The sequence below is a fragment of the Actinokineospora guangxiensis genome, assembly GCF_042657845.1.
GTDB classification, from domain to species: domain Bacteria; phylum Actinomycetota; class Actinomycetes; order Mycobacteriales; family Pseudonocardiaceae; genus Actinokineospora; species Actinokineospora guangxiensis.
Map to the genome: position 1 here is coordinate 65,030 of NZ_JBHSKF010000016.1, position 20,566 is coordinate 85,595.

Here is a 20,566-nt window from a genome sequence, read left to right on the forward strand (position 1 = left end):
ATGACACACCGGCGCGGTCTGGGGAGACCGGCGGACAGTCCAGGGTTTTCCTTGGAGCCGCGCGCCTAGCGTCGTGCCGGGGGTCCGACCGGAGAAGGGAGCCCGAATGATCACCGCCCGGGGTCTGCGCAGGTCGTTCGCCGTGCGCGGCCGGACGGTCGAGGCGGTGCGCGGGGTCGACTTCGACATCGGCGCGGGCGAGATCGCCGCCTTCCTCGGGCCCAACGGCGCGGGGAAGACCACGACCGTCCGCATGCTCACCACCCTGCTGCGCCCCACCGGGGGCCAGGCGGTGGTGGCGGGCAAGGACCTGCTGGCCGACCAGCGCGGGGTGCGGCGGCGCATCGGCTGCGTCGCCCAGGGCCACGGCTCCGCGCCGGACCACCAGGTGCGCGAGCAGATCGAGCTGCAGGCGCGCATCTACGGCGCGGACAAGGCCACCGCGGCCGCTCAGGCCGAGAAGCTGATGGGCGAGCTGGAGCTGTCCGGTCTGGACAAGCGGGTCGCCAAGACCCTCTCCGGCGGCCAGCGGCGCAGGCTCGACCTGGCGCTGGGCCTGGTGCACACGCCGCGGCTGGTCTTCCTGGACGAGCCGACGACGGGGCTGGACCCGCAGAGCCGGGCCAACCTGTGGGCGCACATCGCCGACCTGCGCGCCCAGCGCGGCGCGACCGTCTTCCTCACCACCCACTACCTGGACGAAGCCGACGCGCTCGCCGACCGCGTGTTCATCATGGACAACGGCACGATCGTCGCCTCCGGCACACCCGAGGAGCTGAAGTCGCAGGTGGCCGACGACCGCATCACCATCGGGGTGCCCGACCACCAGCGGCCCAGGGCGAGCGCGGCGGTGATCGCGCTGCCGGGCGTGAGCCAGGTGGCCGCCACGGTCGCGGGGCTGGACTTCCGGGTCGCCAACGGCGACGCGCTGCTGGTGCCGCTGCTGCGCGAGCTGGACTTCGCCGGCGTCACCGCCACCTCGGTCGAGGTGCGCAGGCCGACCCTCGACGACGTGTTCCTGACTCTGACGGGCCGCAGCCTGCGCGAGGGCGCGGCGACCGTCGGCGCGGGGCGGTAGCCGTGCTGCGCGACATCGGACTGCTGTACCGCATGGAGCTGGTGCCGTCGCTGCGGACACCGGCCTGGATCGTCATCGGGCTGATGCAGCCGGTGCTGTACCTGCTGCTGTTCGGCCCGCTCACCGAGCAGATCGCGGCGAACCTGCCCGGCTTCCCGCCGGGCGGCGCGTGGGTGGTGTTCACCCCGGCGCTGATCGTGCAGCTCGCGCTGTTCAGCAGCTCCTTCACCGGGTTCGGACTGCTGGCCGACCTCAAGGGCGGAGTGGTCGAGCGGCTGCGCGTCACGCCGGCGAGCCGGGTGGCGCTGCTGCTGGGCAAGGTGCTGACCAACGCCACCCACACCGTCGTGCAGGCCGTGCTGATCATCTTGCTGGCGGTGCTGGTCTTCGACCTGCGCGTGCCCGCCGCCGGAGTGGCGCTGGTCCTGGTGATCGCCGCGCTGATGGCCGTGGCACTGGCCTCGATCTCGCAGGGGCTGGCGCTGCGGCTGGGCAACGAGGACGCGTTCCTGGGACTGCTCAACACCGTGCTGCTGCCGCTGCTGCTGCTCTCCGGCATCCTCATCCCGATCACCCGCGGCCTCGCGCCCGACTGGCTGGTCACGGCGTCGTCGGTGAACCCGTTCACCCACATCGTCGACACCGGGCGGGCGGGCTTCCGCGGCGACTTCGCGCTGTCGGAGATGGCCACGGGCGGGCTCGCCCTGCTCGGCCTGGCCGTCGTGGCGCTGTGGTTCGGCGTCCGCTCGTTCCAGCGGGAGAACGCCTGATGCGCGCGGTGGTGCTGGGCGGGACCGGGTTCCTCGGGACGCACGTGGTGACCGCCCTGCAGGCCGCCGGGCACCACGTCACCGTGGTCACCCGCAGGCCGTACCTCGTGCCACCGGGCGTGGCCGACGCGGTCGGCCTGAGCGAGCCCGTGCGCGAGAGCCTGGCCGGGATCTTCGCCGAGCTGCGCCCTGACGCGGTGGTCAACGCGGTGGGGGAGATCTGGGCGCCGTCGGCGGGGGCGCAGGCCTCGGCCAACGTCGACTTCCCGACCCGGCTGCTGGTCGCGCTCGCCGGGCGCGGGGCGCGGCTGGTGCACCTGGGCTCGTCCCTGGAGTACGCGCCGGTCGACCCGCCCGCCGCGCTGCACGAGGATTCCCCGGTCGCGGCCTCTAGCAGCTACGCCAGGACCAAGCTGACCAGCACCCGCCGCGTCCTGCAGAGCGCCGACGACCTCGGCCTCGACGTGGTGGTGCTGCGCGTGTTCAACGCCATCGGCGCGGGTGTCTCCCCGGCGAGCCTGCTCGGCCGGGTGTCCGCCGAGCTGCTGCGCGCCCACCGAGCCGGGGACGTCGCCCGGCTCCAGGTGCTGGAGACGCCCGCCTACCGCGACTACGTCGACGTCGGTGATGTCGCCGGGGCCGTGGTGGCCGCCGCCGAGGCCGACCTGGCGGGCGGGCACCTGGTCAACATCGGCTCCGGGGTCGCCACCACGGCCGAGGACCTGGTGCGCGGGCTCGCCGAGCACACCGGCATCGCGCACCGGGTGGACAAGGCGCCCGCGACCACCCGCGCGGACGGCGCCTGGCAGCGCGCCGACATCCGCCGCGCCGCCGACCTGCTCGGCTGGGCCCCGACCACCCCGCTGCCCAGCACCCTCGCCGCCGTGTGGGCCGCGGTGGCACATCCCCTGGGCGCCGGTCCCCTGGGTTCCATTCCCCTGGGCGCCCGACCCAGCACCCGCACGGAAGGCGGAAGCCGATGAGTGACGCCACGAAGGCCGAGATCCTGGCGCTGGTGCGCAAGCTGGACGCCGAGCGCGCCCCGACGACCGGGTTCGCGCCCGGGACCACCCCGATCCTGTCCTCGGGCGCGGTGCTGGACGCCGAGGACCGGGTCGCGCTGGTCGAGGCCGCCCTGGAGATGCGCATCGCCTCCGGGACCTACTCGGTGAAGTTCGAGCGCCTCTTCGCCAAGTACTTCGACCTGCGCAAGGCCCACCTGACCAACTCCGGCTCCTCGGCGAACCTGCTGGCCCTCTCCGCCCTGCGCGCCCCCGACCTCGGCGACCGCAGGCTCCGGCCGGGCGATGAGGTGATCACCGTCGCCGCGGGCTTCCCGACCACGGTCAACCCGATCGTCCAGAACGGCATGGTCCCGGTCTTCGTCGACATCGACATGGCCACCTACAACACCACCGCCGAGCGCGTGGCCGCCGCCATCGGCCCGAAGACCCGCGCCATCATCATCGCCCACGCCCTCGGCAACCCCTTCGAGGCCGAGGAGATCGCCGCGCTGGCCGAGGAGCACGGGCTCTGGTTCATCGAGGACAACTGCGACGCCGTCGGCTCCACCTACAAGGGCGCGCTGACCGGCACGTTCGGCCACCTGAGCACCGTCAGCTTCTACCCCGCCCACCACATCACGATGGGCGAGGGCGGCTGCGTCCTGACCGACAGCCTCCAGCTGGCCCACCTGGTGGAGTCCTACCGCGACTGGGGCCGCGACTGCTGGTGCGAGCCCGGCGAGGACGACCGCTGCCACAAGCGCTTCGGCTGGCAGCTGGGCACCCTGCCGGAGGGCTACGACCACAAGTACACCTTCTCCCACGTCGGCTACAACCTGAAGTCGACCGACCTGCAGGCCGCGCTCGGCCTGCGCCAGCTGGAGCGGGTGACCGAGTTCGGCGACGCCCGCCGCAAGAACTGGGAGCGGCTGCGCGGTGAGCTCGACGGCACCCGCCACCTGGTCATGCCGGAGGCCACCCCGGGCAGCGAGCCCAGCTGGTTCGGCTTCGTCCTGTCGCTGACCGACGACGCGCCCTTCACCCGCAACGACATCCAGCAGCACCTGGAGTCCCAGCAGATCCGCACGCGGCTGCTCTTCAGCGGCAACCTGACCCGCCACCCGGCCTACCAGGACGTCGACTACCGGGTGGTCGGCGGTCTGGAGAACAGCGACCGGGTGGTGGACAAGACCTTCTGGATCGGCTGCTACCCCGGCGTCACCGACGAGATGATCTCCTACATGGGCCGCACGATCCGCGAGTTCGTCGCCGACCGCGGATAACCGCTGCCAACGACATCGGCCCCCGCCCGGATCACCGGGCGGGGGCCGATCGCCGTCGCGGGCTGTCAGGACGCCAGTTCGATGATCAGGTCGGCGGCGCGGGTGACGCCGCCCGCGTTGCGCTGCTTGGCCGTCCAGTGCTGCGCGCGCTCGGTGAAGGAGGGGTCCTCCAGGACGCGGGTGAGCTTGTCCACCACGTCATCGGCCTTCACCTCGTGGACGTCGTCCAGTGTCAGGCCCATGCCGGCGTCGTCGATGCGGTGGGCGATGTCGTGGCAGTCGATCCAGCCCGGGCGCGAGACCATCGGCTTGCCGAAGTTCAGGCACTCGTGCATGCCGTTGCTTCCCGCGTGGCAGAAGAACACCTTGACGTTGGGGTGGGCCAGCACGTCGAACTGCGAGGGCACCCAGTGCTCGACGCGGACGTTGTCGGGCACCTCCACCCCGGCGGGCCGGTTCTCCCACTGGTCCTTGGGGATCTTCCACAGCAGGGCGTGCGGCGCCAGCCTGCGCGCGGCTTGCAGCATCTGCCCGATGCTCTCGGTGGAGAGCCGGTTGATCGTGCCGAACGCCAGGTACACCACCGACTCGTGCGCGTCGAGCCACGAGGAGATGTCCTTCTCGTCGGGCAGCTCGGGCAGCGGGGGAGCGATCGAGCCGACCGAGACCACGTTGTCGGGCTTGGGGAAGTCGTACTCCAGGTCCAGCACCGTGTGGAACATGACCAGCGCCGCGTTGTCGATGCGGGCGCGGGGCTGCATCGACTTGGCGTTGATGCCCAGCTCGCGGACGGCCTTGGCGTACTTGACCGCGCGCGGGAAGACCTTCGGGCGGAACATCACCGTCTTCATGCGGAACTTGAACCACGAGTTCGCCACGCGCTGGCCGAAGGTCATCTCGGCGGGCAGGCCGGAGTAGGGCCACGGGTAGCCGCGCGGCAACCAGGGCTGCATCACGAAGCTCGGCATCAGGCACGCCTTGATGACGTACGGGATGCCGCGCGTCATGGCGACGTCGATGGCGTGCTGGGAGAGGCAGTCGACCACCAGCAGGGCGGGCTTGACCCGCTCCACCTCGGCGTCGAGCTTCTTGTACCACTCGATCTGCAGGTCGACGTCGAGGTTGTGGGTGATGAACGCCAGCGCGCTCTTCCAGCGCGAGCGCTGGGTGAAGGAGAAGTAGGTGGCGTCGTCCCAGCCCTCCGGGTCGGCGGGGGACTCTCCCGCGCCGAGGGAGATGTACTGGGCGCCGGTGCCCGCGGTGTGGTGGTCGAACTCGCCGCGGTAGCGCTCGATGCCGACGAAGTGCACCTCGTGACCGCGGCGGGCGATCTCGGCCGCGGTGACGATCATCGGGGTCATGCCGCTGTACGGCGCCCCCGCGAACATGATGGGCCCTGTCACAGGTCCTCCTCCGGGGTCAGGCGCCGTGGAAGCGGCGGACGTGCTCGATGACGTGGTCCTGCTCGGCGCGGGTCATGCCGTTGTAGGTCGGCAGGCAGAGCCCGTCGGCGGCCAGGCGCGCGGCGTTCAGCTCGGGCCACGACGGGTCCAGGTACATGGGCTGGCGGCTCATCGGCGGGAAGAACGGCCGCGTCTCGATCTCCGCATCGGCGAGGAAGGCGCGCAGTTCCTCGCGCCGGGCCGCGCGCAGGTCGTACATCCACAGCACGTCGCGGGCGGGCATCGGGGTGATCTCGGCGATGTCGGCCAGGCCCTTGTCGTAGTGGTCGGCGATCGCGGCGCGCTGGGCCAGGAACTCCTCGATGCGCTCGAACTGCCCGAGCGCGACGGCGGCCTGGAGGTTGGTCATGCGGTAGGTGTAGGCGAGCTTCTTGTGCATGAAGTCGTGCGCGGGCCCGATCGCCATGCCGCGCAGGTGCTTCATCTGCTCGGCGAGCCAGCGGTCGCTGGTCACGCAGATCCCGCCCTCGCCGGCGGTGATGATCTTGTTGGCGTAGAGGGAGAAACAGCCGATGTCGCCGACGACCGGGATGCCGTGCGCCTCGGCGGAGTCCTCCACGACCCGCAGGCCGTAGTCGAAGGCCAGGCGCATGATCGCGGCCATGTCGCAGCGGCGGCCGTGCACGTGCACCGGCATGATCACCTTGGTGCGCTCGGTGATGGCGGCTTCGACCAGCCCGGGGTCGATGAGCAGGTCGTCCTTGACGTCCACGAACACCGGGGTCGCGCCCAGGTAGGTCACCGCCCACGCCGAGGCGACGAAGGTGAACTCCGGGACGATGACCTCGTCGCCGGGGCCGACCCCGAGCGCCCGCAGCGCCAGGTGCAGCGCCGCCGTCCCGGACGCGCAGGTGACGCCGTGCTCCTGGCCGGTGTAGGCGGCGAACTCGGACTCGAAGCGCTTCACGAACGGCCCGGCGGCGGTCAGCCATCCGCTGCGCACCGCTTCGGTGACGTAGCGCAGCTCGGCCTCGCCCACGTCGGGTCGGGATGCCTGGATGGCCACGGGCGACCTCGCTTCGTCTCAGGGCCGCACCGCCCGAGCGGCCAGCTCGGGCGCGGTCAGCCGCAGGGTGTCGGGGGCGGGCCGGGGGCCTGGCCGCAGGTGCAGGCGCCGCACACCGGGCGCGTCCGGGAGACCGGCCGCGCACGGGCACGGCTCGTCGTCGAAACCGCTGAACCGGTAGGCGATCTCCATGATCCGGTTGCGGTCGGTCGCCCTGAAGTCGGCGACCAGGTGCACGTCTGCGCGGTGGCCCTGGTCGCTGAGCCAGCCGAGGATCGCCGCGCCCGCGCCGTAGGAGACCACCCGGCACGAGGTCGCCAGCAGCTTGATGTGCCAGCGCCGCTCGGATGTGGACAGCAGCACCACGCCGATCGCCCCGTGCGGGCCGAACTTGTCGGACATGGTCGCGACCAGCACCTCGTGGTCGGGATCGGTGAGCAGGGCGCGCAGGTCGGCGTCGGAGTAGTGCACGCCGGTCGCGTTCATCTGGCTGGTGCGCACGGTCAGCTCGGCGACCCTGGTCAGGTCCTCCGGCTCGGCGCGGCGGATCTCCATGCGCATGTCGAGCGTGCGCAGGAAGTCCGCGTCCGGCCCGGCGTGCTCGGTCTGGGCGCTCTTGCGCCGCACGCCCGCCTGGTACATGGAGCGCCTGCGCCGGGCGTCCTCGGTCACGTGCTCCGGGCTGAACTCGGGCAGTCCGAGCAGCCTCGGCAGGACCTCGACGTCGTAGCAGCGCACGTCCGGCAGGTGGTGGGCCACCTCGGCCAGCTCGGCCGGGCGGTCGTCGACGAAGGCGATGGCCGAGTGCGCGAAGCCCAGCTCGTCGGCGATCTCGCGCACCGACACCGACTTGGCGCCCCAGCAGATGCGGGCGGCGACGAAGAACTCGGCGACGCCCAGCTCCTCCAGCCGCGCCCACGCGTGGTCGTGGTCGTTCTTGCTCGCCACGGCCTGCAGGATGCCGCGGCTGTCCAGCGCGGCGATGACGTCGCGGATCTCGTCGGTGAGGTGGACCTCGCCGTCCTCCAGCAGCGTTCCGCGCCACAGCGTGTTGTCCAGGTCCCAGACCAGGCACTTGACGGTGCTGGTGCTCACCGGCCACCTCCCGCGAGCGCGTGCTCGGCGAGCAGCAGGGAGCAGATCTCCGAGCTGCCTTCGATGATCTCCATCAGCTTGGCGTCGCGGTGCGCGCGGGCGACCGGGTGGCCGTCGTGCGCACCCGCCGAGCCCAGCACCTGCACCGCGGTCGCGGACGCGCGCGCGGCGGAGGTGGCGGCGAGCTGCTTGGCCAGCACGGTCGCCAGGACGTGCCCGGGGTCGCGGGCGTCGACCTTGGCGCTGGCGGCCTCGCACGCCAGGGTCGCGGAGCGCTCGGCGACCAGCAGGTCGGCCAGGTGCCGGGCGACGAGCTGGTGCTGGGCCAGCGGCTTGCCGAACTGGACCCGGCGCGCGGCGTGCGCGGTGGCCGCGTCCAGGCACGCGCGCAGGATGCCGACGCAGCCCCAGGCCACCGACAGCCGCCCCGGGCTGATCGCGGCGGTGATCAGCAGCGGTAGCGGGAGCCCGCCGCCGCCCAGCACCGCGTCTGCGGGCAGCCGGACGTCGTCGACGGTGAGGTCGGAATGCCCGGCGGCGCGGCACCCGGACGGGTGGGCGACCGGGGTGATGGTGAGCCCCGGCGCGGTGCGCGGCACCACGACGGCGGCGGCCGAGCCGTCGGACTCGCGGCCCACGACGACGATCAGGTCGGCGTAGCGGGCCGCGGTGGTCCAGGACTTGCGGCCGGTGAGCACGACGTCCTCGCCCTCACGGCGGATCTCGGTGGCGATGGCGCCGAGGTCGCTGCCCGCGTCCGGTTCGCTGAACGCGGCGGCGGCGAGGTCGCCGGAGACGAGCCTGGGCAGCAGCTCGGCGCGCTGGGCGGCACTGCCGAGGCGCGCGATCATCCCCGCGGCGATGGTCTGCGAGGTCAGGACGCTGCGCACCGAACTGCACGCGCTGCCCAGCCGGGCGGTGAACTCTCCCGTCCAGGCGCTGCTCTCGCCCAGTCCGCCATGCTTGACCGGTACCTCGGCGCACAGCAGGCCGGACTTGCCGAGCCCGCGCAGCACCTCGAGCGGGACCTCGCCCGCCAGGTCCCACGCCGCGGCCTCGTCCGCGCCGAAGGGGATGTCCGGCAGTGGGCCAGGCAGTGGGCCAGGCAGTGGGTCAGGCATCGCTGGCGCGCAGCCGGTCGACCAGCGCGGTCATCGACTCGACCGTGCGGAAGTTGTCGAGTTTGAGGTCCGAGCCGGTGATCGCGATGCCGAACACCCCTTCCAGGTGCACGACCAGCTCCATCGCGAACAGCGAGGAGACCAGGCCGGAGGCGAAGAGGTCCTGGTCGTGCGGCACCGCGGCGCCCAGCCTGCCCTCCAGGAACTCCGCGATCGCCTCGGCGGTGGCGCGGTCCGTGCCGGTGTCGTTCGCTGTCACGACAGCACCTTTCGGTAGTCGAAGAAGCCGCGTCCGGTCTTGCGGCCGTGGTCGCCCGCGGCGACCTTCTCCAGTAGCAGCGCGCACGGGGCGTGCTGGGGGTCGCCGGTGCGCTCGGCGAGTGCGCTGAGGGCGTCGGCGAGGTTGTCCAGGCCGATCAGGTCGGCGGTGGCCAGGGGGCCGGTGCGGTGGCCGAGGCAGCCGCGCATCAGCTCGTCCACCTGCTCGGCGGTCGCGGTGCCCGCCTGCACGACGCGCGCGGCGTCGTTGAGCATCGGGTGCAGCAGCCTGCTGGTGACGAAGCCGGGGGAGTCGCTGACCACGATCGCCCGCCTGCCCAGGCGCTCCAGCACCCCGGTGATGGCCGCGAGGGCGGCCTCGCCGGTGCGCGGGCCGCGGATGACCTCGGTGAGGGCGATCAGGTAGGCCGGGTTCATGAAGTGGGCCCCGACCAGCCATGATGGGTCGGGCACTGCGTCGGCCAGCTCGTCGACCGGGATGCCGGAGGTGTTGGTGACCAGGGGGACGCCCGGGGCGACGGCGGCGACCTCGGCGAGCAGCTTGGCCTTGCGGGCGGTGTCCTCGGTGATCGCCTCGATGACGATCTCCGCGCCCGCCGCGGCGTCGGGGGAGTGGGCCGCGGTGATCGGGGCGTGCTCGACGCCCTGCGGGAACGCGCCCATGAGGGCGCCGTGCCGCAGGCCGGTCCTGGCCCTGGCGATCCCGGCCTCGGCGGCGTTCGGGTCGGTGTCGACCAGGGTGACGGGAAGTCCGTGGCCGCAGGCGAGCGCGGCGATGGCCGAGCCCATCGTCCCCGCGCCGAACACGGTGATCATCAGACGGCCGCCGCGGACTCGGCGTGCCAGTGCTCCACGATGTCGGCCGCTGTGGTCAGGCCCTTCTCGCCCGCCATGCGCGCGCCGGTCGCCACGGCGCGCTCGCGCATGCCCGCGTCGCCGACAGCGGCGGCGACAGCGGAGGTCAGGGCCTCGCGGGTGAGCTTGGTCAGCGGGACCGGTGTCGCGCTGACGCCGAGGGCGTGCATGCGGGTGGCCCAGAACGGGTTGTCGAACACGGCCGGGATCGATACCTGGGGGACCCCGGCGCGCAGCGCCGCGCCCGCGGTGCCGCAGCCGCCGTGGTGCACCACCGCCGAGCAGCGCGGCATCAGCCAGCCGTAGTCGACCTCGGTGGCGCGGTGCACGTCGTCGGGGTAGTCGCGGTCGGGTCCGCCGACGATGAGCAGCGGCTTGCCCGCGGCGCGGGCGGCGGCGATCGCGTGGTCGACGGTGGTGTCGGCGTCGTGGAAGGGCCAGGTGCTGCCGAGGGTCAGCAGGACCGGCGCGGTGCCGTCGGTGAACGCGGCCAGCTCCGGGCTGGGGGTCCACTCCGGACGGTCGTAGAACCAGTAGCCGGTGATGTGGGCGCGCTCGGGCCAGTCCGCGGGCGGGGGCACGACCGCGGCGCTGAACGGGTACAGCATCGGCCGGTCGCGGCCCATCTCGGCGAAGCGGGACTTGCCGCCCATGGCCTGGCCGCCGGTCGCCTTGAAGTACTTGTTGGCCATCCAGCACGCCGAGGTCCACTGGAAGGTGTCGTAGAAGCGGTGGGTGAGCCGGTTGTACCCGCCGCCGAGGCGCGGCTTGGCCTGGTAGGCGGGGAACTCGCGGGTCTTGTTCGCCGGGATCCAGGACACCGAGCACCACGGCTTGTCGCCGACGAACCCGGCGATGTGCGTGACGGGCGCGGTGACCACCAGGTCGGCGTCCTCCGTCGCGGCGGCCATGCCGGTGAACATGCCGACGATCTCCTCGTCGGTCGGCGGGGTCACCGACCGGACGGTGCGCACGAAGCCGGGGCTCTTGCGCACCGCGGCGTTGAGCTTGGGCTGGGAGAACAGGTCCTCGCGCATGCCCGGCGGCGGCACGACCGCGCGGAAGTCCAGGCCGGAGCCGGTCACCAGCCCCTCGAACCCGGGCGCGGTGCCGATGGCGACCGAGTGCCCGCGCGCCCGCAGCGTCAGCCCCAGGGCGACGAGCGGCTGCACGTCGCCTCGGGTGCCGAAGGTCAGCATGGTGATGTTCATCGTCACCTTCTCATGACCGGGAGCGAGGGGTACGGCCGATGACGATAGGAGCGCAGGTCTGGGGAAAGCCCTAGGAAGGCGCGGCCCCGACCCCGCTGCGCACGACCACACTGGAGGACCCCACCCGCCGACAGCGCGGCGCGGGCGCCCCCCGGGTCCGCGCCGCGCGCCACCGCTGGGAGCCCCGCCGTGACCGACACCCCCGCAGGTAGCAGCGCCCCGACCGCTGTCGCGGTGGTGGGCATCGCGTGCAGGCTCCCCGCAGCCCCGGACCCCGAGGCGTTCTGGCGGCTGCTGGTCGGCGGCGGCGACGCGGTGGCCGAGGTGCCCGGCCGGGGCGTCGGCGGCTTCCTCGACCGCGCGGACACCTTCGACGCGCACTTCTTCGGCATCTCCCCGCGCGAGGCCGCGGCGATGGACCCGCAGCAGCGCTTGGCGCTGGAGCTGGCGTGGGAGGCCGTCGAGCAGGCGGGCATCCCGGCCCAGGAACTGCGCGGCACGGCGACCGGGGTGTTCCTCGGCGCGATGGCCGACGACTACGCGGTGCTCACCCGGCGCGCGGGCGCGCTCGGGCCGCACACCCTCACCGGCCTGGCGCGCGCCGCGGCGGCCAACCGGATCTCGCACTTCTTCGGCCTGACCGGGCCGAGCGCCTCGGTGGACAGCGGTCAGTCCTCATCGCTGGTCGCGGTGCACATGGCGGCGGCCAGCCTGCTCGCGGGCGAGTGCCGGGCCGCGCTGGCGGGCGGCGTCCAGCTCAACCTCGCCGCCGACGCCGCCGAGGTGGTGGCCCGCTTCGGCGCGCTGTCGCCGGAGTCCCGGTGCCGCACCTTCGACGCGCGCGCCAACGGCTACGTGCGCGGTGAGGGCGGCGGTCTCGTGCTGCTCAAGACCCTCGCCGACGCGCTCGCCGACGGCGACACGGTGCTCGCGGTCATCGAGGGGTCCGCGGTCGGCAACGACGGGCCCGCGACCGGGCTGACCGTGCCGAGCGCGGCGGCCCAGGCGGCCGTGGCCCGTGCGGCCTGCGCCAGGGCCGGGATCGACCCCGCCGCCGTCGGGCACGTCGAGCTGCACGGCACCGGGACGAAGGTGGGCGACCCGGTCGAGGCCGAGGCTCTGGGCGCGGTCTACGGGACCGGGCGGGACGCGCCGCTGCTGGTGGGGTCGGTGAAGACCAACGTCGGGCACCTTGAGGGTGCGGCCGGGATCACCGGGCTGCTGAAGTCGGTGCTCGGGCTGGCGCACGGCACCGTGCCGCCGAGCCTGCACTTCACCGAGCCGAATCCGGCGATCCGGTTCGACGACTGGGGGCTGCGGGTGGCGACCGAGGCCACCCCGTGGCCGGTCGGGCCCGGTGGGAAGCGGCTGGCGGGGGTGTCGTCGTTCGGCGTCGGGGGGACGAACTGCCACCTCGTGCTGTCCGCTGGGCCGAGTTGTCCACAGGCAGGCGAACTCGGGATGACGGCGGCGGAAGCCGGTGGTCACAGTGGAACTATGAGCACAGCACTCGCCCCCGACCTCGCCGGAACCCGACTCGTCGCCTGGACCCTGTCCGGGCGCACTGCCGAAGCGCTGCGCGCCCAAGCCGACCGCCTGGCGTCCACTCTCGACGGACTGTCCGCCCGGGACGTCGCGTACTCGCTGACCCGGCGGACAGCACTGCCGCACAGAGCGGTCGTCGTCGGATCGGACACCGCCGACCTCATGGCCGGGGTTCGCGCGGTGGCCGACGGGCTGCCGTCCCCCGGGCTGGCGCGCGGTGTCGCGTCCGAGGGTCCTGCACCGGTCTTCGTGTTCCCCGGGCAGGGCTCGCAGTGGATCGGCATGGGGGTCGACCTGCTCGACGTCCCGGCCTTCCTGGCCGAGCTGCGCCGCTGCGACAAGGCCCTGTCGCTGTTCGTGGACTACTCGGTGGAAGACGTCCTGCGCGGCGCCGACGGCGCCCCGGGGTACGACAGGGTCGATGTCGTACAGCCGGTGCTGTGGGCGGTGATGGTCGCCCTCGCGGCGGTGTGGCGCTCCTTCGGGGTCGAGCCGTCGGCGGTGGTGGGGCACTCCCAGGGGGAGATCGCCGCCGCCGTGGTGGCCGGCGCGCTGTCCTATGAGGATGGTGCGCGGGTGGTGGCGCTGCGCAGCGCGCTCATCGCCCACACGCTGGCGGGCGACGGCGGGATGGTGTCGGTCGCGCTGCCCGCGGCGGAGGTCCGTGCGCTGCTGGAGCCGTGGGCGGGCAGGCTCGCCGTCGGCGCGGTCAACGGGCCGGGCTCGGTCGTGGTGACCGGGGCGGCCGACGCCGTGGACGAGTTCGTGGCGGCCATGGGCGAGGGCGGGCGCGCCCGCCGCGTCGAGGTGGACTACGCCTCCCACTCGCACCTGGTCACCCGGCTCAAGGACCGGCTGGGCAGGCTGCTGGCCGAGGTCGCGCCCAGGGCGTCGAGCGTGCCGTTCTGGTCGACGGTGACCGGCGGGCCGGTGGAGACCACCACGCTGGACGGCGAGTACTGGTACCGGAACCTGCGCGGCGTGGTCGACTTCCACGGGGTCGTGTCCGGGCTCGCCGAGGCGGGGCACGGGCGGTTCGTGGAGGTCAGCCCGCACCCCGTGCTCACCGGGGCCGTGCGCGACACCACCGGGGGCAAGGCTGTCGTCGTCGGCACGACGCGGCGCGGCGAGGGCGGGCTGGAGAAGGTGCTGGCAGGCGCGGCGACCCTCGCCGCGCACGGCGCGCACGTCGACTGGTCGCCGCTGCTGGCGGGCGCGGTCCGGGTGCCGCTGCCGGGTTACGCGTTCCAGCGAGAACGCCACTGGCTGGACGACCTGGACCGACTCGCCGCCGAGCCGATCGCGCCCGAGCGGACCGACTCCGGGCAGACCGACTCCGGCCGGGCGCTCCCCGAGCGCGCCGCTCGTGGGGCGTCGGCCCCGGACCCGCGGGCGCTGGTCCTCGCCGAGTGCGCGGCCGTCCTCGGCTACCGCGACGCGGCGCGGGTCGAGGCCGGGACGCCGCTGCGGGCACAGGGTTTCGACTCGCCGATGCTGGTCGAGCTGGCCGCCCGGCTGGGTGTGGCGACCTCGGTGTTCTTCGACCGCCCGACCCCCGAGCTGCTCGCCGAGCACCTGGCGGGCGCCGGGGATGTCGCGCCCGAGGTGGGCGCGGTCGTCGGCGTGGACGAGCCGGTGGCCATCGTCGGGATGGCCTGCCGCTACCCGGGCGGGGTCGACTCGCCCGAGGCGCTGTGGCGGCTGGTGGCCGACGGCGTCGACGCCGTCGGGCCGATGCCCGCCGACCGGGGCTGGAGCGCCGCGGTCACCGGGACCGGACGCCTGGGCGGGTTCCTGCCCGACGCCGCCGACTTCGACGCCGAGTTCTTCGGGATCGCCCCGCGCGAGGCCACCGCGATGGACCCGCAGCAGCGTCTGGCGCTGGAGGTGTCCTGGGAGGCCGTCGAGCGGGCTGGCCTGGACCCGGCCGGGCTGCGCGGCAGCCGCACCGGTGTCTACCTGGGGTCGATGGCCCAGGACTACGGGCCGCCGCTGCACCGCACGTCCGGCACGGCCGAGGGGTTCGCGCTCACCGGGACCACGCCGAGCGTGCTGTCCGGCCGCGTCGCCTACACCCTCGGGCTGGCCGGACCGGCGATCACCGTGGACACGGCGTGCTCGTCGTCGCTGGTAGCCCTGCACCTGGCCGCGCAGGCGCTGCGCTCCGGGGACTGCGACCTCGCGGTGGCGGGCGGGGTGACGGTCATGTCCGAGCCGGGGCTGTTCGTGGAGTTCGCCAAGCAGGGCGGGCTCTCCCCGGACGGGCGGTGCAAGCCGTTCGCCGAGGCCGCCGACGGGACGGGCTGGTCGGAGGGCGTCGGCGTGCTGGTGCTCGCCCGGCTGTCCGAGGCGCGCAGGCGCGGGCTGCGGGTGCTGGCCGTGGTGCGCGGCAGCGCGGTCAACTCCGACGGCGCGTCCAACGGGCTCACCGCGCCCAGCGGGGCCGCGCAGCGCGCGGTCATCGCACGGGCGCTGGCCGCCGCGCGGCTGCGTCCCGCGGAGGTCGACGTCGTCGAGGCGCACGGCACCGGCACGCGCCTGGGCGACCCGGTCGAGGCGACGGCGCTGCTGGCCGCCTACGGGCAGGAGCGGGACGCGGCGCTGCTGGTCGGGTCGCTGAAGTCCAACATCGGGCACACCCAGGCCGCCGCGGGCGTCGCCGGGGTCATCAAGGTGGTGCACGCCCTGCGGCACGGGGTGGTGCCCGCGACGCTGCACCTCGACGCGCCGTCCAGCCGGGTCGAGTGGGGATCGGGCGCTGTCGAGGTCGTCGCCGACGCGCGGGCCTGGCCGCGGACCGGTCGCCCGCGCCGGGCCGGGGTCTCCTCGTTCGGGATCAGCGGGACCAACGCCCACGTCGTCATCGAGCAGGGCGACCCGGAGCCCGAGCCCGCGCCGCCGACTGAGCGGGCGCTGCCCTGGCTGATCTCCGCGCGCACCCCGGAGGGGCTGCGCGCCCAGGCTGCCCGGCTATCCACTGTGGACGGCGACGCCGCCGGGGTCGCGCTGGCGCTGGCCACCGCGCGCACCCACCACCGGCACCGGGCGGCTGTCGTCACCGCCGATCCCGGCCGCGCGCTGGCCGCCTTCGCCGACGGCGCCCCCGCCGACGGCGTCGTCACCGGCGAGCCCGTCACGACGCCCAAGGTCGCCTTCCTCTTCGCGGGCCAAGGGGCCCAGCGACTCGGGATGGGGGCCGAGGCCGCCGCGCGGCACCCGGTCTTCGCCGCCGCGTTCGACGCGGTGTGCGCGCACATCGACCCGCTCATCGGCCGCCCGCTGCGCGCGGCGATCTCCGGCGCCGACCCGGCCGAGCTGGACCGCACCGACATGGCCCAGCCCGCGCTCTTCGCCGTCGAGGTGGCGCTGGCCAGGCTGCTGGAGTCCTGGGGCGTGCGGCCGGAGCTGCTGCTCGGGCACTCCGTCGGCGAGATCGCCGCGGCCCACGTCGCCGGGGTGCTGAGCCTGCCGGACGCGTGCGCGCTCGTCGTGGCGCGGGGCGCGCTGATGCGGGCGCTGCCGCCCGGCGGGGCGATGGTCGCGGTGCGCGCCGACGCCGAGACGGTGCGGTCGGTGCTCGTGCCCGGCCGGGTCGTCGTCGCCGCCGTCAACAGCCCGCGCTCGGTCGTGCTGTCCGGTGTGGAGGCCGACGTCCTCGCCGCCGCCGACACCCTGGCCGCCGCGGGCCACCGCACGAAGCGCCTGCGGGTCGGGCACGCCTTCCACTCGCCGCTGATGGACCCGATGCTCGACAGCTTCCGCGACGTCCTCGCCGGGATCAGCTGGGGCGCCGCGACCGTGCCGATCGTCTCCACGCTGACCGGGGGGCTGGTCGACGCGGAGGTCATCGGCGATCCGGAGTACTGGGTCCGGCAGGTGCGCGAGCCCGTCCAGTTCGCCGACGGCGTGCGGGCGCTGGCCGCCCGCGACGCCGCGGTCCTGGTGGAGGTCGGTCCCGACGGCTCGCTGGCCGCGATGGTCGAGGAGACCGTTGACGGCGCGCTGGTCGTGCCCGTGCTGCGCGGCGGCCGCGGCGAGGACGCCGCGCTCGCCGCCGCGCTCGGGCGCCTGCACGTCCACGGCGTGCCGCTGGACTGGGCGGCCGTGTTCGACGGCACCGGCGCGCGGCCGGCCGACCTGCCCACCCACGCCTTCCAGCGGCGGCGCTACTGGGCCAGCGCCGCCGGGGCCGACGTCGAGGCCGCGGGGCTGGAGCCCGCCGGGCACCCGCTGCTCGGCGCGGCCGTGGAGTTGCCCGGCACCGGCGGGGTCGTGCTCACCGGCAGGCTCGGCGCGGCCGGGCACCCCTGGCTGGCCGACCACGTGGTGAACGGCGTCGCGATCGTCCCCGGGACGGCGTTCGCCGAGCTGGCCGTGCGTGCGGGCGACCAGGTCGGCGCCCCGGTCCTGGCAGAGCTGACGATCGCGGCGCCGCTGCCGCTGCCCGCCGACGGCGTCCCGCTCCGAGTGGTCGTGGACGGCCCCGGCTCAGTCGGCCCGGACGGCACAGGCGGTCCGGACGGCACAGGCGGCGCAGTCGGCGCAGTCGGCGCGGTGGACTCCGGGCAGCGCGCGTTCGCCATCCACTCGCGACGCGACGGCATCTGGACCCAGCACGCCGCGGGCCTGCTGAGCGCCGAGGACGCGCCGCCCGCCGAGGTCGGCGCCTGGCCCCCGCCCGGCGCGACCGCGGTCGCCCTCGACGGTTTCTACGAGCGCATGGCCGAGGACGGCTTCGCCTACGGGCCCGCCTTCCGCGGGCTGCGGGCGGTGTGGCGCCGCGACGGCGAGGTCTTCGCCGAGGTGTCGGTGGACGGCGCGGACGGAGCCGACGGGTACGGGCTGCACCCCGCGCTCGCCGACGCCGCGCTGCAGGCCACCGCGTTCCTGAACGACCCGCCGCGCCTGGCCGGGCTGCCGTTCGCCTGGACCGGCGTGCGGGTGCACGCCGAGGGGGCGGCGGCGCTGCGGGTGCGGGTGCGCGACCTGGGCTCGGGCGCGGTGGCGCTGGCGATGGCCGACCCGACCGGCGCGCCGGTCGCCACCGTCGAGTCGCTGGTCCTGCGGCCCGCGCCCAGCGCGTCGCGGCCGGACGCCTCGTCGCTGTTCCGGCTGGAGTGGTCCGAGGTGCCCGCGACGCCGCTGCCCGCCGACGCGGTGCTGGTGGGCGACGACCCGTTCGGGCTGCCCGTCGGCCCGCAGTACGCCGACGTCGAGGCGCTGGCCAAGGCGATCGCGGCGGGGGAGTGCTCGACCGCGCTCGCGCTGCTGCCGGTGCGCGGCGACGAACTCGACCGGGTGCTCGCCGAGGTGCAGGCCTGGCAGCGCCTCGACCCGCCCGCGGGCACCCGCCTCGCGGTGGTGACCAGGGGCGCGGTGGCCGCCGACCCCGGCGACTCCGTGGAGGACACGGCCGCCGCGGCGGCGTGGGGCCTGGTCCGGTCCGCGCAGCGGGAGGAGCCGGACCGCTTCCTGCTCATCGACCTCGACGACCCGACGACCGTGCTGGTCGCCGACGACCCGCAGGTGGCCGTGCGCCGGGGGGTGGCGCGGGCGGCGCGGCTCGTCCGGCAGAACGCGGCCGACGTGCTCGCCCCGCCGGACGCGCCGCACTGGCGGCTGAGCGCCGACACACCCGGCGACCTGCGCTCGCTGGCCCTGACCCCGGTGGCCGACCCCGAGCCCGCCGAGGGCGAGGTCGTGGTCGCGGTGCGGGCGGCCGGGGTGAACTTCCGCGACGTGCTGACCGCGCTCGACATGTACCCCGGCGACCCGGGGCCGCTGGGCATCGAGGCCGCGGGGACGGTCGTCGCCGTCGGGTCGGCGGTCACCGACCTCGCCGTCGGCGACAAGGTCATGGGGCTGGTGTCCGGCGGGTTCGGCACCCGCGTGGCCGTCGACCGGCGGCGGGTCACCCGGGTGCCCGATGGCTGGGCGTGGACGGCGGCCGCGGCGATGCCGGTGGTGCACCTGACCGCCCTGCACGCCCTGGTGGAGCTGGCCCGCCTTAAGCCGGGGGAGTCGGTGCTCGTGCACGCGGCGGCGGGCGGGGTGGGCACCGCGGCCGTGCGGATCGCCCAGCACATCGGCGCCGAGGTCTACGCCACGGCCAGCCCCGGCAAGTGGGGCGCGCTGCGCGCGATGGGGCTGCCGGAGGAGCGGATCGCCTCCTCGCGCACCACCGAGTTCGCCGGGCGGTTCCGCGCGGCCACCGGCGGCCGGGGTGTCGACGTGGTGCTCGACTGCCTCGCGGGCGAGCTGGTGGACGCCTCCATCGGCCTGCTGGCGCCGGGTGGGCGGTTCGTCGAGATGGGCAAGGCCGACATCCGCGAATCCGTGCGCCCCAACGTCGAGTACACCGCCTTCGACCTGCTGGAACTGCCCGACGACCACATCGCCTCACTGCTCGGCGACCTGGACGCGCTCATCGCCGACGGCGCGGTGTGGCCGCTGCCGGTGTCCACATGGGATGTCCGCCGGGCGCCGGAGGCGTTCCGGCACGTCAGCCAGGCGCGCCACGTCGGCAAGGTGGTGCTGGCCGTGCCGCCCGCCACCCGGCCCGAGGGGACCGTCCTGGTCACCGGCGGCACCGGCGGGCTCGGCCTGGCGCTGGCGCGGCACCTCGCCGCCGAGCACGGTGTGCGGCGGCTGCTGCTCACCGGCAGGCGGGGGGCGGTCGAGCCGGACGCGCTCGCCGAGCTGGCCGGGCTCGGGGCCGAGGTCACCGTCGCGGCCTGCGACGTCGGCGACCCGCGCGCGGTGGCCGACCTGCTCGCGGCGATCCCGCCGGAGCACCCGCTGACCGCCGTCGCGCACGTCGCCGGGGTCCTGGACGACGCCGTGCTGCCCGCCATCACCCCGGAGAGCCTGGCCGCCGCGCGCAGACCCAAGGCCGACGGCGCGCACGCGCTGTGGGCGGCGACGCTCGGGGCGGACCTGGCCTGGGTGGTCGCGTTCTCCTCGATCGTGGGGACCCTGGGCGCGCCGGGGCAGGCCGGGTACGCCGCGGCCAACGCCCACCTCGACGCGGTCATGCGGGAGTGGCGGGCGAGCGGGGTGCCCGCGCAGACGCTGGCCTGGGGACCGTGGGCGGCGGGCGGGATGACCGCCGGGCTCGCCGAGGGCGACCTGGCCAGGCTCACCCGCTACACCCCGCCGCTGGCGCTCGAGCACGGCCTGGCCCTGTTCGACGCCGCCCTCGCCGGGGCGGACCCGGCGCCGGTGCCGACCCGCATCGATCCCGCGGCCGTCCCCGCCGACGCCCCGGCGGCCGTGCGGGGCCTGGGCCGCACCACCCGGCGGGCCGCGGCTGCGGTGCCCGCGGGCGGCGGCGGGTTCGCCGAGCGGATCGCGGGCATGGAGCCCGCCGCGCGCGGGGATGCCGTGCTGGCCGTCGTCCGCGGCGAGGCGGCGGCGGTGCTCGGGCTGCCGGGAGCGGAGCAGGTGCCTTCCGGGCGCTCCTTCCGCGACACCGGGTTCGACTCGCTGACCGGGGTCGAGCTGCGCAACCGGCTCGCCGCGGCCACCGGGGCGCGGCTGTCGCCGACGGCCGTCTTCGACCACCCGACGCCCACCGCGCTGGCCGAGCACCTGGTGGCCGGGCTGGGACTCGACCCGGTGGAGCGCTCGGCGATCCTGGTCGAACTCGACCGCCTGGACGCGCTGTGCGCCGCGGGGGCGCCCGATCCCGAACTGCACGAGCAGGTCGCGCTGCGTCTGGAACTGCTGCGCACCCGGTGGGGAAGGCCGGAGACCGCGACCGACTTCGACTTCGACGTCGCCACCGACAACGAGGTCTTCGCCCTGCTGGACAACGAACTCGGATTGTCCTGACCCAGGTCAGGACAGGGGGAACG

12 protein-coding genes are annotated in these 20,566 nt (G+C 74.8%); 5 read left to right on the top strand and 7 right to left on the bottom strand.

Features of this window, described 5'->3' with window-relative positions; genetic code table 11:
- Positions 1-106 precede the first annotated feature (106 nt).
- From ACFPM7_RS25345 to rfbH, 4 genes are read left to right on the top strand one after another with little or no spacing between them, the layout of a single operon-like run.
- Entirely contained in the window at positions 107-1,078 is a 972-nt protein-coding gene (locus tag ACFPM7_RS25345) for an ATP-binding cassette domain-containing protein (RefSeq protein ID WP_378250277.1), read from the top strand.
- 2 nt (positions 1,079-1,080) lie between these two features.
- A complete protein-coding gene (locus tag ACFPM7_RS25350; protein WP_378250278.1) occupies positions 1,081-1,848 on the top strand; it encodes an ABC transporter permease in 768 nt (255 codons plus the stop codon).
- On the top strand, positions 1,848-2,831 hold the full coding sequence (locus ACFPM7_RS25355) for an NAD-dependent epimerase/dehydratase family protein (RefSeq protein ID WP_378250279.1): 984 nt from the start codon (positions 1,848-1,850) through the stop codon (positions 2,829-2,831). Before ACFPM7_RS25350 ends, ACFPM7_RS25355 begins: the two co-directional genes overlap by 1 nt.
- Complete coding sequence (gene rfbH, locus ACFPM7_RS25360) at positions 2,828-4,135, top strand: lipopolysaccharide biosynthesis protein RfbH (protein WP_378250280.1); 1,308 nt, start codon at positions 2,828-2,830, stop codon at positions 4,133-4,135. The genes ACFPM7_RS25355 and rfbH overlap by 4 nt, the downstream gene beginning before the upstream one ends.
- A 65-nt stretch (positions 4,136-4,200) precedes the next feature.
- On the opposite strand, the gene ACFPM7_RS25365 is transcribed toward rfbH, so the two are convergent.
- From ACFPM7_RS25365 to ACFPM7_RS25395, 7 genes are read right to left on the bottom strand one after another with little or no spacing between them, the layout of a single operon-like run.
- Entirely contained in the window at positions 4,201-5,538 is a 1,338-nt protein-coding gene (locus tag ACFPM7_RS25365; RefSeq protein ID WP_378250281.1) for a glycosyltransferase, read from the bottom strand.
- A 16-nt stretch (positions 5,539-5,554) separates the two neighbouring features.
- On the bottom strand, positions 5,555-6,604 hold the full coding sequence (locus tag ACFPM7_RS25370) for a DegT/DnrJ/EryC1/StrS family aminotransferase (protein ID WP_378250282.1): 1,050 nt from the start codon (positions 6,602-6,604) through the stop codon (positions 5,555-5,557).
- 18 nt (positions 6,605-6,622) lie between these two features.
- Positions 6,623-7,699 carry an HAD-IIIC family phosphatase gene (locus tag ACFPM7_RS25375; protein WP_378250283.1) on the bottom strand — a complete coding sequence of 359 codons (1,077 nt, stop codon included), beginning with the start codon at positions 7,697-7,699 and terminating at the stop codon, positions 6,623-6,625.
- The gene (locus ACFPM7_RS25380; protein ID WP_378250285.1) at positions 7,696-8,820 is read right to left on the bottom strand and encodes an acyl-CoA dehydrogenase family protein; all 1,125 of its coding nucleotides are present in this window, start codon (positions 8,818-8,820) and stop codon (positions 7,696-7,698) included. The genes ACFPM7_RS25375 and ACFPM7_RS25380 overlap by 4 nt, the downstream gene beginning before the upstream one ends.
- Positions 8,813-9,079, bottom strand: coding sequence for an acyl carrier protein (locus tag ACFPM7_RS25385; RefSeq protein WP_378250286.1), 267 nt, complete (start codon positions 9,077-9,079; stop codon positions 8,813-8,815). Before ACFPM7_RS25385 ends, ACFPM7_RS25380 begins: the two co-directional genes overlap by 8 nt.
- Positions 9,076-9,915, bottom strand: coding sequence for a 3-hydroxyacyl-CoA dehydrogenase family protein (locus ACFPM7_RS25390; RefSeq protein WP_378250287.1), 840 nt, complete (start codon positions 9,913-9,915; stop codon positions 9,076-9,078). Before ACFPM7_RS25390 ends, ACFPM7_RS25385 begins: the two co-directional genes overlap by 4 nt.
- On the bottom strand, positions 9,915-11,165 hold the full coding sequence (locus tag ACFPM7_RS25395; protein ID WP_378250288.1) for a glycosyltransferase: 1,251 nt from the start codon (positions 11,163-11,165) through the stop codon (positions 9,915-9,917). The genes ACFPM7_RS25390 and ACFPM7_RS25395 overlap by 1 nt, the downstream gene beginning before the upstream one ends.
- A 189-nt stretch (positions 11,166-11,354) precedes the next feature.
- On the opposite strand from ACFPM7_RS25395, the gene ACFPM7_RS25400 reads away from it, so the two are divergent.
- Positions 11,355-20,543, top strand: a complete 9,189-nt coding sequence (locus tag ACFPM7_RS25400; RefSeq protein WP_378250289.1) for a type I polyketide synthase — start codon at positions 11,355-11,357, stop codon at positions 20,541-20,543.
- Positions 20,544-20,566: the final 23 nt, after the last annotated feature.

Excerpts from the sequence above, each read along its gene's own strand:
- ACFPM7_RS25345 (WP_378250277.1), top strand. The coding sequence starts at position 107 with ATGATCACCGCCCGGGGTCTGCGCAGGTCGTTCGCCGTGCGCGGCCGG.
- ACFPM7_RS25355 (WP_378250279.1), top strand. The coding sequence starts at position 1,848 with ATGCGCGCGGTGGTGCTGGGCGGGACCGGGTTCCTCGGGACGCACGTG.
- rfbH (WP_378250280.1), top strand. The coding sequence starts at position 2,828 with ATGAGTGACGCCACGAAGGCCGAGATCCTGGCGCTGGTGCGCAAGCTG.
- ACFPM7_RS25380 (WP_378250285.1), bottom strand. The coding sequence starts at position 8,820 with ATGCCTGACCCACTGCCTGGCCCACTGCCTGGCCCACTGCCGGACATC.
- ACFPM7_RS25390 (WP_378250287.1), bottom strand. The coding sequence starts at position 9,915 with ATGATCACCGTGTTCGGCGCGGGGACGATGGGCTCGGCCATCGCCGCG.
- ACFPM7_RS25395 (WP_378250288.1), bottom strand. The coding sequence starts at position 11,165 with ATGAACATCACCATGCTGACCTTCGGCACCCGAGGCGACGTGCAGCCG.